This window comes from Nocardia arthritidis (assembly GCF_011801145.1).
GTDB classification, from domain to species: Bacteria; Actinomycetota; Actinomycetes; order Mycobacteriales; family Mycobacteriaceae; genus Nocardia; species Nocardia arthritidis_A.
The window spans coordinates 3057349-3071865 of sequence record NZ_CP046172.1; the positions used below are offsets into that span (position 1 = coordinate 3057349).

Here is a 14517-nt window from a genome sequence, read left to right on the forward strand (position 1 = left end):
GGGTGAAGGAGGCGCCGGATGCGATCGAGCCGCCTGCGCGAACAATTCGGCGTACCCGGCAGCGGCGCGGTGCCCGGCGGCCGGCTCGTCGAATTGCCCGGCGGCCGAACCTATGTCGTCGACATACCGGGCCCGGACAATGCGCCGACGCTGCTGCTCCTGCACGGCGCCGGGTGCACCGCCTATCTCAACTGGTTTCCGGCGCTGACCGAGCTGGCCGCGCGTTTCCGCGTGGTGCTCTACGACCAGCGCTGGCACGGTCGCGGCATCCGCGCGGACCGGTTCCGCACCGCGGACTGTGCCGACGACGTGGTCGCGGTGCTCGACGCGCTCGGCGTCGACGGTGCGATCTGCGCCGGTTATTCGCTCGGCGGTGTCGTGGGATTGCTTGCCGCGCACCGTTATCCGGACCGGGTGCGCGGGCTGGTGCTCTGCGCGACGCCCTACCGTTTCCAGGAGAAGTGGCGGGAGCGGGCATTCCACGGGGCCTACGGTGCGCTCGCCGCCGCGTTCGGGCCGTACGCCTATCGCCGCGCGTCCGAGTACTGTGCGCGGTTACCTGAAATGCCCGAATGTTCTTGGGCCCCCGATGGATTCAATGCCTGGGCGCTCGGCGAGCTGCGCAGTACCAGCGGCTGGGCGGTGGCCCAGGTGATCGCCGAGGTCGGCCGGTTCGACGCCGGTCCGTGGCTCGGCGCACTCCGAGCGCCGACGGCCGTGGTGATCACCACCCGCGATCACGCGATTCCGGTGTACCGGCAATTGGAGATGGCGACCATGATTCCCGGTGCCACGATCCATTTGGTCAGCGCGGGGCATGCGGCATGCGTACTGCGCGCGGACCGCTTCGTGCCGGTGCTGGTTCGTGCCTGCGCCGATATCGCCGCGCGGCAGGCGGATTCGGTGGAGAGCCTGTCCGGCGCCGACGACGAACAGGACGTCCCGGACGTCAGTTGAAATGCCTTGCTGCATCGAGTAATTCATCGACAACCTCGGGTACCGCCGCGGCGAGCGCCGCGATATCGGGCACCAGTTCCTTACATGCGATGAACCCGAAATCGAGATCGCCGTTGTTCGACAGCACCGTGACGGTCAATCCGGCGCCGTGGAACACCGGCCCGAACGGATACATCCCGTCCACCTTGACGCCGAGGAAGTACAGCGGCATCGGCGGGCCGGGCACATTCGACACGACCAGGTTGTGCACCACCGGATGGTGTTCACACAGCTTCAGCGAGGAATACACCCGGGCGGCGAGTTGAAAGGCGTTGGGCGGAGCGTACTTCGACCAATCCTGTAGGAAATCGGCGCCGATCAGGTCGTGCTCCTCCTTGGCGCCGCGATTGGCCTCGGCCACCTGGCGCAACCGCTCCACCGGATCGGCGATATCGGTGCCGAGCCGACAGAACAGCGTCGACACCTTGTTGATACCCGCGGTGTGCCTGGTGGATTCGTGCACCGACACCGGCACCGAGGCGATGAGCGAGGTCTCCGGCAGCTCGCCGTGCTTTTCGAGATAGCTGCGCAGCACGCCGGCCACGATGGTCAGCACCACGTCGTTGACCTTCACCCCGAATGCCGTCTTGATCTCCTTGATGCCGGCGAGTTCGGTTTCGGTGAACGCGACCGAACGGTGCGGGGTGATCGCGAGATTGAACGGTGTGCGCGGTGCGGTGAACGGCAATGCCATGCCCGTCTTGTTGTTTCGCCGCCGCCGCGCGAAACCGGCCACCATGCCGAGAGTTCTAGGCACCATGCCGAGCATGCCCGCCTTGGCCGGGAAGCGAAGAGCGGCCTGTGCGAACAGCTTCCAGTCCTCGGGCGTCGATTCCGGTTGCCACGGTTCGGGTTCCGGCCTGCTCGTGCCGGGCTCCAGATCGCACAGGTGCATCATCATATTGGTGCCGGTGATCCCGTCCACCGTGGCGTGATGGTATTTGCAGATCACCGCGATCTTGCCGGATTCGAGGCCCTCGACCACCGTCATCTCCCACAGCGGCCGGTCCCGGTCCAGCGGTCTGCCCGCGATATCGCCGACCAGTTCGGCCAATTCGGCGCGCCCGGCCGAACCCGGCAGGCCGACTCGGCGCACGTGGTAGTCGAGGTCGAAATCGCCATCCGCCACCCAGACCGGATGGTCGAGGTTGAACGGCACCTCGTGCACCCGCCGCCGCATCTGCGGAATCAACGGCAGCCGCCTGGCGAGTTCGGCCTTGAACGTCTCGAAAGAATACTGCCCCGGTTCGGGATCCAAGATCAGCAGCGCACAGACGTGCAGATGCTGTGTCCCCGTTTCCAAATAAAGAAAGCTGGCATCAAGCCCGGTCAATCGCTCCATAGCGAAAGACTACTAGAACAGGTTCTAGAAATTCGCTTTGTGGCGAGAGCGGTTGCGGCGCGGGCGGTTTAAGCTCGATCCGTACAGTCCGATCAGGGGGCCGCGCGATGTTGCGGATACAGTGCACCGCCGATGATCTGCTTCGGGTGACGATCGCCGGGCAGCCGTTACCATTCGCCGAAGCGGCGATCGCGATGGCAATGATTCAGCGCCGGGATGCCCATCCGGTCTTCGCGCCGTGGCGGCAGCGGGTCCTGCGGGGATTGCCCAGCCAAGCGCGCCCGCTGCTGCAGCTGGTGTCGCCGCGCGGCGCGGGTCCCGACTTCCTGGAGCCGCCCAGCGTCGATTTCGACGAGGGTATCGATCGGATCATGTCGACGCCGCTCGCCACGGTGCGAGCCGAACTGCGGTGGATGTGCGCGATAGATCGTCCGGTCACCCCATGGGTTCGCCTGCTCGCGGAGCGGGACCGAGACGCCTGGCGCGAGCTCGAGCAGGCGCTGAAGAGCGGCTACCGTGCCGTTCTGGCCGAGCGGTGGCCCCGGCTGCGGACCGCCTTCAATGCTGAAACCGCCTGGCGGACAAGGGTTCTTGCTCGCGACGGCCTGCACGCCGTGCTCAGTGGTCTCGTCCCGTCGATCCGCTGGCGCGACAGCACAACCCTCGAAGCCGACTCGCCGAACGACAGCACCATCACGCTCACCGGACGTGGCATCATCCTCTATCCGACCCTGCTGTGGGCGGGGCATCTGCTCGCCGGGCAACACCCGGACGGCAGACTCCTCCTCTTCTATCCGGCTGCGACGCCACTGCCGCTGCTGGACGCGCCGGCGCCCGCCGAGCCGATCACGGCCCTGCTCGGCACCACCCGCGCCCGCGCGCTGCGGGCGCTGGTGCATCAGCGCACCACCAGCGAGCTCGCCCGCGATCTCGATGTCACCGTGCCTGTCGCATCCCTACAGGCCAAGACGCTTCGCGAGGCCGGTCTGGTCATCTCCCAGCGGGACGGCAAGGCGGTCCTGCATCAGTGCACGCCGCTCGGTTTGGACCTGCTCACCGCGGGCGCGTAGTCGTACCGCTGTCCCGGCGTCGCCGGAATGCTGCCATTCATTTATTCCGCTGTGGCGCAACGGAAGTCGCTTCTCCTACGGTTGAAGACCGAGTCTGCGGGAGTCAGCGATGAAGCGCGTTCTTTTTCTCGTGATGGCGGTTATCGTCGCCATATCGGCCTACGACTACGGCACAGCCGCGGACCACTACGTACTGGTCGTCGCCGGTGGATTTCTCACCGCGATGTTCCTGATCGGCAAGTTCATCGAATAGCCCTGCCGTACCGAATCATGAACCCTTGAAGAACCGCAGATAGAACGCCACGAACAGCAGGACGATCCCGATATTCGCGGCCAGCCGCGCCCAGAAATATCCTCTGAAGAACAGGATGTCCACGGCGACCACGACGGCCACCAGTGCGAGCACGAAGATCACGACACCTATCTGTCGTCCCATCCTCTATTTGTACTACGAGGCCTGCCTGCGCGATATCGATGCCGTGCTGGCCGCGCGCGGGGTAGACCGGCGATTCGTCGTGGCCTCGGGATCGGCCCTGGGCGCCGCATCACCGGATTACTCGGTGGCGTCGCGAATGGTCTGTTGCCATGATGGGCGAGTGGACACGGGTCTGGGGGAGCGGTTGGAGCGGATCGAGAGTCGGCTGGCGTATCTACGTGAGCTGGATGTGCCTCGGCCAGGCGCATCCAACCTCGTCGGTGACGACGGCCAGCGGCTCCCCGGCTATGTGATGTTCGGTGCCGATCTCCATCGCCACGAGAACCGAGCGGTACCGGAACATGCGCTGCAGCGTCTCGAGGCTGCGATGAAATGCCCGCTCCCCGAGGGCTTTCGAGGTTTCCTGAGTCGGATCGGCACCGGTAGTGGTCCGTACTACGGGATTCCGTGGTCGAAGTTGGAGCGTTGCGCGAGTCCGGCGTGCGCGCAGGCCTTTCCAGCGGGAAGCAGCGGCCCGATCTACCGCGACGAGGATGACGAAGGTATCGAGCATGGTTACCTGGTGATCACCGACATCGGCTGTGGGGACGTGGTGGCGGTGATCACCGCGGGACAGTCTCGCGGACACGTGGTGTCCCTGCTGTACAACAGCGCCGAATGGCAGCTGGGCCCGGAATTCCTCGACTTCTATGAGAGCTGGATCGAGCGCGGTATCGAGGGCCTGAGCCGGCAGCCGCGACCGCGGATGATCGTATAGCGGAACGCGGGCCCTAGCCGTGCTTCCCATAGCCGCAATACATTTCGAACGGCGCGAGCGCTCGTGCCATGGTGTCGGCGATGGCGTCTCGAGGAGTTGGCGGTACGAACGTTCTCGGCACTGGACCTGCCGACCTGCTCACCGACGCAGGCCGATTGGTGTCACGGTCGTGAGCAGCGGAATGATCTAAAAGTTAGGTCTGAGGGTAAACGGGTCACGCCCAGCCGCCTATGATACCGAGCGGTCTGAATCAGGGCCGAGAACCGTGTTCGAGCACCCCGAGGCTGTGATGACAGAGCAACCCACCAATTCCGCGCCGGATGAACAGGCGCAGGTAAAGCAGCCCGGTGCCCTTGGGGTGCTACGGCGGCGGATAGTTACCTTGATCGTGGTGGTGGCCTTGGCTGTGGGGGCGGTAGTGGGGGTTATCGCTATCCGGCTGCTGGTACCGCGGACGGGGTCACCGGCGGCGGCTGCTGAGTCCTCGCGCCCGATCGCCGGGTTGGCCGGCGGGCAATCCGGTCGGATCGGTCCGTGGCTGCTCACGCTCTCCGACTACGCAACGATGGGGGATCGCGAGGTGGTGACGGTGAGCGCCCAGAACATCGCGAACGCCGGGGTCATCGACAAGACGCCTGCGGATCTGGCCAAGCTGCGATTCTTCATGATGATCCGTGACGACCACGGTGACGGTGGCGGCTCCTCCTTGCCGCATATGATCGACTGCGCACCCGAGGATGGCAGTCCGCTGCCCCGTACCGGTTTCGTGGATCCCGGCGCCACCGTGACCGGACGCGTGTGTTTGCGCAAGGTGGGGGGAGGGCCGATCAACGTCCCGCTGTGGGCCCAGATCAGCGCCTACGTCGCCGACCCGGAATTGGTGCAGGGTAACGCTTATTTCCCGGCTGGCAAGGGCGACTCGAATAGCGGCAGTAGCCTGTTCTGGACGATCACCGACATCCGTAACGATGGTCCGGACACTCGAATCACCTCCGTCATCGCCGCCGCGCCCCCTATCGACCATCCTGACTGGCTACTCGCCTCCGCCGCTGTCGACTCCTTCGACACCGCCACACAGGAATGCCAACCCGGAACAGCAGTGGCACCGGTCCCGAAGATAGCGGAAACGTCACCACGGCTGATCGGAGTGACCTCCGAACTCTGCATTCGCGGCACGTTCAATGGTTACAAAGCCGGATTCTTCCCCCGGGTGTTCTGGGATTTCCCGCACCCGACGCTGAGGTAGGCGCGATGCGCATCTCGTTCTGCTCGGCCGGGGTGCGCGGCCGACGCCACATAATCGACATGGGCGTGCATTGGGAAGTCTTGCCGGACAATCGATCCGGAGTGACTCAGTGCTGCTGATCAACGCGCGCCAGTAGCATCACGGTGCGTCGGGCCCTGGTTTCGGTGCGACTGTTCGGGCAGGTTGGGTGCTGTTGTCTGAACAGCTGGTTGGTGGGTCGATCGGCGGTCCAGGCTGCCCGGACGGTTCACCCGGGCTCGACTTGGGGCCGAGAGTCGTGTTGTCGCACATCGTCGGGCACCGCGAGGAATAGCGGCCGTCGATCGATGTGGGCCGTGTCGGCGGGTGCGCTGTCGGAAGCCTTGTGCTCATGACTGAACAGCTGGGCCCGGGGTTGTTCGTCGCTCACAATTGTCTTTCTCGGTTGTTGTGACATGTGGGTTTCGCGTGGCCCCGGTTGTACTTCGCCCGCGCTACTTCAATTCGGACAAATCGAGGCCGAGCATGGCCAGCAGTTGCGCGCACTCGGCAGCGTCCTGTGCGTGGACGGCGGTCGTCCTCGCCGCCAGCGAGTTCCGCTCGAGATGCGCCGCCTTCTCAGCGGCACGAACGTCCGCGAACGGTATTGCCGGATCGATGAAACAGCTGCTTCGAGCCGATGCCATGAAGACTCCTTGCGGGTAGCCCCGACCGAACGCCTGATGCCCGCGATCGAGGGCCGATACTCGACCACGACCCGCCGCATCCTGCATGACGGCCGAAGATCGTGTTCGATTGATGTCGACGTTACCCGCTCGGCTGCCGCGGTACTCGGCTACCCCTTTACCGGCCCCGTAGCCCGTCCTGCTCGGCAGCGGGCAACCTACCCTCGCACTGACGGATCGCCGCCTCGAGCATCGGGTAATCAGCAATTGGCGGATATCGGAAAGCATTGTCAGCCAAGCGATCTGGATGATCGACCAACACTTGCTCGGCGGCATGACCGTGCAAACCGCCGAGTCGTCGTTGCCGCTGCGAGCAGCAGTGCAGCACATCCGGATGTGCTGCGCCGCAGTCGATCTCGTAGCGGAGCGCCCGATCGACGGGAGATGCGGAAGGAGGGTGTCACAGGCGACGGCATCGCCGGGGCGCGTATTCGAGCCGCCGGGCTCGCGTGATCGACGCCCGGCTACCGTCCGGCGAGCTCGGCGACGATCGGGGCGAATCTTTCGGCGAAGTCGGCGCCGAAGACGAAGTAGGAGAAGCCGATTTCCTCGCGGCGTCGCTGGATTTCCTCGGCGGCGGCCGCCGGGTCGTCGGGAAGTACGGTCAGTGCGTCCGCGGCGTGGAGTGCGGCGGTGTCGGTATCGGGGGGCGCCATATGCGGTGCGACGGTGTCGCCGATAACCGGGACGGCGAGCGCGAGCTCGACATCGGCGAGAGCGCGGAAATCGCTTGCCAGCCGCGCGACTTCGTGCCGAGGGTGATCGCCCAGCACGAAGGTGACGGTATCCGCGACCTCGGCCGCCAACGCCTGGGCCTTCGGGCCGAGTACGGCCATTGCCACGGGCGTGTGCAGGTCGGGGCCGTCGAGTTCGCGCAGTGTCCGGACGGTTTCACGGATCTGTGCCAGCCGCTCGTGCGGCGGCGGTACGGCGGGCATCCCCTTGTCGCGCAGCTCGTCCTCGATTCCCGGTCTGCCGGTGCCGATGCCCATCTCGAAGCGGCCCTCGGTCAGCAGCGACAGCGAATGCGCCTCCCACGCCGTCAGCCAGGCCGGACGCAGCGGAGAGGCGTACACCCACGTGCCGACGCGCAGGTCGGTCAGTGCCGCGACGGTGGCCAGCATGGGACCGGGCGCCGGTTGCAGCTGCGGGAAGTCGGGCACGAGCAGCGTCGAGTAGCCGCTGTCGGCGATGCGGCGCACGCGATCTCGCCACGTCGGCACGTCGGTTCTGAGCGGGGCGACGACCCCGAATCGAAACGGTCTCGTCATGACCGAATTCCTCTCCGCAATCGGTGAGACCAGCCACTCCTGACGGACCATGATCTCATTCGGTATTCAGAGACATCGACGGCTGATCCGCGCGAAATTCATCGGTGCGGCCGAGCGTGAATCCACCGCGGCGGTCGCGCGGACGGCTCAGCGCGGTGGCCGAAGTACCTTCATCGCGGCTTTCCTGACCGGTTCCGGCACATGGTCTTTCATCTTCAATGCCGCGGTCGCGGCCCTGGTCCGGATCTCGGTGCCGCGGCCGAACATCTTGTTCAGCGGGCCGCCCGACGGCTCGAGTCCGAAATGCATCGGCGGTTTGCCGCCCGCCGCTCCCAGGGCGCCGGAGATCACGATGCGCTGGATCTCGCTGGTGCCCTCGAAGATGGTGTACAGCTTCGCGTCTCGGTACCACTTTTCGACCGGATGATCGGTGATGTAACCCCATCCGCCCATCGTTTGGATGGCGCGTTCGGTGGTTTGCACCGCGACCTCGCTGGCCGCCAGTTTTGCCATCGAGCCTTCGCCGCGTTCGAAGGGCACGCCGTTGGCCGCCATCCAGGATGCCCGCCAGGTCAGCAGCCGCGCGGCATCGATTCGCGTCGCCAGATCCGCGATCGGGAAGCCGATGCCCTGATGGTCGATGATCGGCGCGCCGAACGCCTCCCGCCGGTTGGCGTAGTCGGTCATGTATTCCAGTGCGGCCCTGGCGATTCCGAGCGCTTGCGCGGCGACCATCGGGCGGGTCTGCGCGAAAGTGCCCATGGTGGCCGAGTCGCCGCGACCATCCTGGGCCGACGCATGCGCTCGGGCCAGCCTGTGCTCGAGTTTCTCCGGCCCACCGAGCAGGTGATCATTCGGCACCCGCACCTGATCGAATTTCAACTCGGCGGTGTGCGATGCCCGGCAACCCAGCTTGTCCAGCTTTCGCACCAGCTCCAAACCCGGTGTGCCGCCCGGTATGACGAACAGCGCCTGGCCGCGGTGCCCGAGCCGGGAGTCCACCACCGCGTTCACCACGTGCACATCGGCGATGCCGCCGTTGCCGATCCACATCTTGTGTCCGTCGATAACCCAATCGCCGCCGTCGCGGACGGCGCGCGTGCGCAGGTTGCGCACGTCGCTGCCGCCTTCGGGTTCGGATATCGCGAGCGCAGCGAGCTTCAAATCCCCTGGGGTGCCGAAACATTCGGGCGCCCAGCGCAGCATCTGCTCGGGGGTGGCGGCCTGGCCGATCGCCGAGAGGGCCAGCGCGGGCATCACGATCGCCAATCCGATACCGGCGCAGCCCCAGAACAGTTCTTCCATGAACATCGGGAGCGACAAACCGGTTCGGTCACCGATGAGGTCGCGGTAGAAAAGCGGGCTGTAGAACCCTCGCTCGGCGGCTTCCTCGAGCACCGGCCATGGGAACTCCTGGGTCCGGTCGTAGTGTGCGGCCACCGGCCTGATGCGGTCCTGCGCGAATTCATGTACGCGCGTCACCAAGTCGTGCTGCGCGACCGTCGGTGTCAAGTCGAACGTCACGATTTCTCGATACCCGGCCAGCGCCGGTCGACACCTCGCCCGGTCCGGCGCGGGCTCGATGTCGCGTGAACGCGGTTCTCGCCGGGGACCCGTTTTGGCGTTATCGCCGTGTATTCGCCACGGCGATAACGACATTCGGTATTAGCCCGAACCCTGGATGCCGTCCGTCGATACCGAACCACCACCGGTATCGAGGGTGACGGCCGAGGCGGTTATCGCGACCTGACGTAACAAGTTCGTACCGTGTCGAGCCGGGCCGTCGGGCGCCTCGGTCGGTACGCTCGCGCGTGGCCTGCGAAAGGAGCGTTCATGAGTGCCGCCACCGCCGTCGATCGGTTGGCCGACATCGCGTTTCCGTTGCCGCCGTGTCCGGACCTGAGCCGGGCCTTCCACGAGGAATGGCCGGTTCGGTTGGGAGACACCGACGGTGAGCAGCGGCTACGGCTCGACGCGGCGGCCAGATATCTCCAGGACATCGGGTACGACCATCTGAAGGTGGTCGAGGAGGGGGACCTGCATCCCGGCTGGATCGTGCGCCGCACCGTGATCGACGTGCTGCGGCCGATCGAGTTCGGCGACCGGGTGCATCTGCGGCGTTGGCCGTCGGCGCTGTCGAATCGGTGGTGCAACATGCGCATCCAGGTTCGCAGCGAGAACGGTGGCCTGATCGAGACCGAGATGTTCCTTATCCACGTCGATATCGAAGCCGGGCGCCCGGCCCGGATGAGCGACCGATTCATGGCGCCGATGCTCGCGGCGACCACGGAACACCGGCTGCGGTGGAAAGCCGCGTTGGCCGAACACACCCGCGCCGACGCCGAGACATGGCCCTTTCCGCTGCGGGTGACCGATGTCGACCACTACGGGCACGTCAACAACGCCGTGCACTGGGAAGCGGTGGAGGAGGCGCTCGCGCGATTCCCCGATGCGCACACGCCGCCGTACCGGGTGATCGTCGAGCACGTCGGCCCGGTGATGGCGGGTGACGACGTGCTCATCCGCGCCTGGCGGTCCGATTCCGCACTGCACGTGCAGCTCGAAGTCGACGGCGGCGCACGGACATTGGCGCGTGTCGAATCGCTTCGGTCCTGAGCGGTCCGCCGCAGGTTCGGGCGTCGAGTCAGCTGATGTCGATCGTGCCGTCGAACACCATCGGTGTCGGTCCGGGCTGGCAGTCCCGGAACATGTTGGTGGGCATGGGCAGTCCGTAGCCGATCATGTTGGGCGCACCGTCGCGGCCCTTGGCGACGGTGATCTGGATCGCCATCGAATCGGGTGCGAACACCATGACCGGTTCACTGGTGGTGATCGGGTAGATCAGCGAAACCGTGTCGCCTTCGACACGCAGGCAGGTCACGGGGCCGGTGACCCGCACCGGCAGCGGCATGCCGCCCAACTGTGCGGTGGCCAGGTAGGTGCCGGTGGCGGGACCGTCTCCCTGCCCCTGCGCGTCGACGTGCAGGATGCTCAGGCCCATCACCTGCATATTGCCGTTGATCGATACGCTCGCCGGCGCTGCCGCCGCCTGCCCAGTCGTCGCGACCGCCGCCGCCGCGACCATGGCGGTCGTTGCGGCGAAGCGGATAAGCCGAGTAGTCATACGAACTTCTCCTCCGGTGGATTTCGTCCGCCGGATACCCGATGCGGGACAGCTTATTCCGCGCCCGGGCGCGCCCTCGCCGATTCCTGATCGGAGGCGCGGTCTCACCGGTCCCGGTGGTTGTCGGTGACGTGCACGATCCGCCCCGTGGCCGCTGGTGGATCGCAGCGGCCGGAAGGGGGACGCAGCGCGCCGGTCGCCGCGAAGGCAATGGTCGACGCGACACCCAGCACGATGGCGAGCGCGGCGAGCAGGCCGATCGTCACGCCGCGCGGCAGCCTGGTCACCGGTGTTCTCGCAGCAGGCTCAGCCGTGCGCGGTATTCGTCCTCGTCGATCTCGCCGCGGGCGAAGCGCTCCGCGAGCAGTCGCTCGGCCGATCCGGTGATCGTTGGACCAGACCCTGTTGTCGCGGTGCGGTTTCCGCCGAAGTAGCGCACCGCGGCGACGATCGCCGCGATCACCACTCCCCAGAACAGCACCATCATCACGGCCATCATCATCCAGCCGCCCCAACCCCAGCTGTCGCCGTAGCCCCACATCATCGGCATGCACCTTCTCGCGTCGATCCGGACACCGTCAGGGTGCGCGTCACAGGTGCGTTGTGGGCAGGGGCGATGGTCCCCGACCGGATCGACTTTCCGCCCCGCAATGTCTCGTACGCGTGAGATGCGGCAGGCGACCTCGTGGATCCCGCCGCCGGGTCATTCGGCGAGCAGGGGGATGATTCCGCCCGCGAGCACCGCCTGGATTTGGCGTTCGGACAACCGGTGACGCAGCGGGATGTCGTCACCTCGGCCGCCGGTGATGTGCACCGAAATCGGGGTTGCCATCTGTAGTGCTTTGCGGAGCCCGTCGATATGCAGCACGTCGCCTTGGGCGATCCGGTCGTAGTCGTCGGGGTTGTCGAATTCGAACGCCAGGATGCCGAAGTTGGCCAGGTTCTGCCAGTGGATTCGTGCGAACGACTTGGCAATGACGGCCCGCAGCCCCAGATAGCGGGGTGTGATCGCGGCGTGCTCGCGGGAGGAGCCCTGGCCGTAATTCTCGCCGGCGACGATGAAATGCCCGGTGCTGGAAGCGATCTCGGCGGCCCGCGCCGGGTAGGTCTCGTCGATTTGGGTATAGGTGAACTCGGCCAGTTTCGGAATGTTCGACCGGAACGGCAAGGCATGGGCCCCGGCGGGTGAGATTTCATCGGTGGAGATGTTGTCGCCCACCTCGAGCAGCACCGGCGCCTCGATCACATCCGGCAGTGGCTCGAAGTCCGGCAGTGCGGAAATGTTCGGTCCTTTGACCAATGACACCTGGCGGGCCTGCTGCTCGGGTAGCGGCGGCACCAGCATGGCGGTGTTCACCGACGCGTGCGCGGGAAGGGCCAGCTCCGGGTAGGTCAGCTCGAGCTGCTCGGCGAGGTCTCGGGGATCGGTGATCACCCCGGTCAATGCCGAGGCCGCGGCGGTCTCCGGCGAGCACAGCCACACCGAGTCCTCCCGGGTGCCGGAGCGGCCAGGGAAGTTTCGCGGCATGGTGCGCAGCGAGTTTCGCCCGACCGCGGGTGCCTGCCCCATCCCGATACAGCCCATGCAGCCGGACTGATGGATGCGGGCCCCGGCGCGGATCAACTCGAACGTCGCACCCATCCTGGTCAGATCCTCGAAGATCTCCCGCGACGACGGGTTGATGTCGAAGCTGACGGCAGGATCGGTCTGGCGCCCGGAGACCATCGCGGCGGCGATCGCGAAGTCGCGCAGGCCGGGGTTGGCCGAGGATCCGATGACCACCTGGGCGACCGGTTCCCCGGCGACCTCGCGGACGGGCACCACATTGCCCGGTGAGGACGGCTTGGCGATGAGCGGTTCGATGGTCGTCAGGTCGATCTGCTCGTGGATGTCGTACGTCGCTCCCGCGTCGGCGATCAGTTCGGTGTAGTCGTCTTCGCGGTCCTCGCCTCGCAGAAACTCCCGCACCATGCCGTCGGCGGGGAACACGGTGGTGGTGGCGCCGAGCTCGGCGCCCATGTTCGCGATCACGTGTCGGTCCATCGCCGTCAAGGTCGCCAGGCCGGGGCCGTGGTATTCGACGATCCGGTTGAGCCCACCCTCGACTCCGTGGCGGCGAAGCATTTCCAGGATCACGTCCTTGGCCGAACACCATTGCGGCAGTTCACCGGTCAGCTCCACGCCCCAGATCTGCGGCATCCGGATGTAGAGCGGTCGTCCGGCGATCGCGAGGGCTACCTCGAGTCCGCCGACGCCGATCGCGAGCATGCCCAATGCCCCACCCGCGGGGGTGTGTGAGTCGGAGCCGACCATGGTGACACCGGGCCTGCCGAAACGCTGCATATGCGTTGGATGTGAGACACCGTTGCCCGGCTTGGAGAACCACAGGCCGTACCGGCGGCACGCCGACAGCAGGAACTCGTGGTCCTCGGCGTTCTTCTCGTCGGTCTGCAGCAGATTGTGGTCGATGTATTGCGCGCTGAGGTCGGTGCGGACCCGGTCGAGCCCGAGCGCCTCGAGTTCCTGCATCACCAGGGTGCCGGTCGCGTCCTGGGTCAGCGTCTGGTCGATCCGCAACCCGATCTCCTCACCGGGACTCATCACCCCGGACACCAGATGGGACCGGATCAACTTGCGCGCGACGTTCTGGGGACCATTTTCAGGGAGCTTGTCGATTGCCATCTGCACTCCTAGTCAGCGCCTGCTTGCCCCGCCGGGGTGAGGGCTGCCGTGGTCTGTGGGCCATCATGGAGGAAGTCCAACTCCCGGTCATGTATGACATACCCAGCCGCGATGACGTCACCAAGGTCGTCGTCACCAAGGAGACCGTGATGAACAACGTCATGCCCACCGTCGTCCCCCGCGGACCGCTGTGTCGAGAGCGCCGCGACACCGGTATAGCGGTATAGCGTGTTCATCGACCTGTCGCATCCCGTAACCAACGGGATGACAACCTATCCCGGGCTGCCGGAACCATTGATCACGACGCATACCTCGCGGCGGGATGGCCCACTGGTCGACATTTCATACGAGATTGCGCGAGTTGATCTGGTTGGTAACACCGGCACATATGTCGATTCCCCGTTCCACTTCGACGCGGACGGTGCCGACATGGCAGATCTGCCCGTGGAACGACTACTCAATGTGCCCATCGTGATGATCCGTGCGGCCGACGAACGCACGGTGGGACCAGACCTGCTCGGCGACCCTGCACGGTTGTGGGGCAAAGCCGTTCTCGTGCACACCGGGTGGTCCAGTCGCTGGGGATCACCCGCGTATAGCGAACCCGATCATCCCTATCTCGTCTCCGACCTGGCGGACGCGTTGGTCGCGGCCAATGTCGCCGTGGTCGGCATCGACTCGCTCGACATCGACGACACGTCTCGGCCCACGAGACCGGTTCATCACACCCTGCTCGGCGCCGGGATACCGATCATCGAGCATTTGACGAACCTGGACCGGGTGCCGGATATCGGTGCCCGGCTCACCGCGCTTCCCCCACCGATCCGTGGGATGACGTCCTTCCCGGTCCGCGCCATCGCCGCCGTGGGCTAGAACTGCGCCGCCCCC

General features: G+C 65.9%; 16 protein-coding genes and 1 pseudogene. 8 read left to right on the forward strand and 9 right to left on the reverse strand.

Annotation, left to right across the window (positions count from 1 at the left end; all coding sequences use genetic code 11):
* Nucleotides 1-18: 18 nt before the first annotated feature.
* Nucleotides 19-957 carry an alpha/beta fold hydrolase gene (locus tag F5544_RS13460; RefSeq protein ID WP_167473509.1) on the forward strand — a complete coding sequence of 313 codons (939 nt, stop codon included), beginning with the start codon at nucleotides 19-21 and terminating at the stop codon, nucleotides 955-957.
* On the opposite strand, the gene F5544_RS13465 is transcribed toward F5544_RS13460, so the two are convergent.
* Nucleotides 950-2338, reverse strand: a complete 1389-nt coding sequence (locus F5544_RS13465) for a WS/DGAT/MGAT family O-acyltransferase (RefSeq protein ID WP_167473510.1) — start codon at nucleotides 2336-2338, stop codon at nucleotides 950-952. The genes F5544_RS13460 and F5544_RS13465 overlap by 8 nt on opposite strands.
* 107 nt (nucleotides 2339-2445) lie before the next feature.
* Here F5544_RS13465 and F5544_RS13470 point away from each other — a divergent pair, with 107 nt between their 5' ends.
* A complete protein-coding gene (locus tag F5544_RS13470) occupies nucleotides 2446-3408 on the forward strand; it encodes an ArsR/SmtB family transcription factor (RefSeq protein WP_167473511.1) in 963 nt (320 codons plus the stop codon).
* Nucleotides 3409-3517: 109 nt separating this feature from the next.
* Nucleotides 3518-3661, forward strand: a complete 144-nt coding sequence (locus tag F5544_RS13475) for a hypothetical protein (RefSeq protein WP_167473512.1) — start codon at nucleotides 3518-3520, stop codon at nucleotides 3659-3661.
* A gap of 15 nt (nucleotides 3662-3676) precedes the next feature.
* Here the strand turns inward: F5544_RS13475 and F5544_RS13480 are convergent, their stop codons facing one another.
* Nucleotides 3677-3844: a hypothetical protein gene (locus F5544_RS13480; RefSeq protein WP_167473513.1), complete on the reverse strand. Its 168-nt coding sequence runs from the start codon at nucleotides 3842-3844 to the stop codon at nucleotides 3677-3679.
* Between the two features lie 160 nt (nucleotides 3845-4004).
* Between F5544_RS13480 and F5544_RS13485 the strand changes: the two genes are divergently transcribed.
* A complete protein-coding gene (locus F5544_RS13485; RefSeq protein ID WP_167473514.1) occupies nucleotides 4005-4601 on the forward strand; it encodes an SMI1/KNR4 family protein in 597 nt (198 codons plus the stop codon).
* 289 nt (nucleotides 4602-4890) lie between these two features.
* Nucleotides 4891-5847 (forward strand): hypothetical protein, encoded by a 957-nt coding sequence (locus tag F5544_RS13490; protein ID WP_167473515.1) that lies wholly within the window; start codon nucleotides 4891-4893, stop codon nucleotides 5845-5847.
* A 473-nt stretch (nucleotides 5848-6320) separates the two neighbouring features.
* Here the strand turns inward: F5544_RS13490 and F5544_RS13495 are convergent, their stop codons facing one another.
* The 3 genes from F5544_RS13495 to F5544_RS13505 all read right to left on the reverse strand — a co-directional run bounded on the left by F5544_RS13495 (nucleotide 6321) and on the right by F5544_RS13505 (nucleotide 9346).
* Nucleotides 6321-6512, reverse strand: coding sequence for a hypothetical protein (locus F5544_RS13495; protein ID WP_167471227.1), 192 nt, complete (start codon nucleotides 6510-6512; stop codon nucleotides 6321-6323).
* A 503-nt stretch (nucleotides 6513-7015) separates the two neighbouring features.
* Nucleotides 7016-7822 carry an LLM class flavin-dependent oxidoreductase gene (locus F5544_RS13500; RefSeq protein WP_167473516.1) on the reverse strand — a complete coding sequence of 269 codons (807 nt, stop codon included), beginning with the start codon at nucleotides 7820-7822 and terminating at the stop codon, nucleotides 7016-7018.
* A 147-nt stretch (nucleotides 7823-7969) separates the two neighbouring features.
* The gene (locus tag F5544_RS13505; RefSeq protein WP_167473517.1) at nucleotides 7970-9346 is read right to left on the reverse strand and encodes an acyl-CoA dehydrogenase family protein; all 1377 of its coding nucleotides are present in this window, start codon (nucleotides 9344-9346) and stop codon (nucleotides 7970-7972) included.
* A gap of 309 nt (nucleotides 9347-9655) precedes the next feature.
* On the opposite strand from F5544_RS13505, the gene F5544_RS13510 reads away from it, so the two are divergent.
* Nucleotides 9656-10438 (forward strand): acyl-[acyl-carrier-protein] thioesterase, encoded by a 783-nt coding sequence (locus tag F5544_RS13510; RefSeq protein WP_167473518.1) that lies wholly within the window; start codon nucleotides 9656-9658, stop codon nucleotides 10436-10438.
* 28 nt (nucleotides 10439-10466) lie between these two features.
* Here F5544_RS13510 and F5544_RS46325 read toward each other — a convergent pair whose 3' ends face one another.
* From F5544_RS46325 to F5544_RS13530, 4 genes are all read right to left on the reverse strand, one after another.
* Complete coding sequence (locus F5544_RS46325; protein WP_238847230.1) at nucleotides 10467-10946, reverse strand: hypothetical protein; 480 nt, start codon at nucleotides 10944-10946, stop codon at nucleotides 10467-10469.
* A 104-nt stretch (nucleotides 10947-11050) separates the two neighbouring features.
* Entirely contained in the window at nucleotides 11051-11233 is a 183-nt protein-coding gene (locus tag F5544_RS13520; RefSeq protein ID WP_167473519.1) for a hypothetical protein, read from the reverse strand.
* On the reverse strand, nucleotides 11230-11490 hold the full coding sequence (locus F5544_RS13525) for an SHOCT domain-containing protein (protein ID WP_174867335.1): 261 nt from the start codon (nucleotides 11488-11490) through the stop codon (nucleotides 11230-11232). Before F5544_RS13525 ends, F5544_RS13520 begins: the two co-directional genes overlap by 4 nt.
* A 159-nt stretch (nucleotides 11491-11649) precedes the next feature.
* Nucleotides 11650-13629 (reverse strand): aconitate hydratase, encoded by a 1980-nt coding sequence (locus F5544_RS13530; RefSeq protein ID WP_167473520.1) that lies wholly within the window; start codon nucleotides 13627-13629, stop codon nucleotides 11650-11652.
* A 32-nt stretch (nucleotides 13630-13661) separates the two neighbouring features.
* Between F5544_RS13530 and F5544_RS13535 the strand changes: the two are divergent.
* Nucleotides 13662-13856 (forward strand): annotated as a pseudogene (locus F5544_RS13535) (ATP-dependent Clp protease ATP-binding subunit ClpX); the annotation flags it as partial.
* A 1-nt stretch (nucleotide 13857) separates the two neighbouring features.
* Nucleotides 13858-14502, forward strand: coding sequence for a cyclase family protein (locus F5544_RS13540; protein WP_203217553.1), 645 nt, complete (start codon nucleotides 13858-13860; stop codon nucleotides 14500-14502).
* Nucleotides 14503-14517 lie beyond the last annotated feature (15 nt).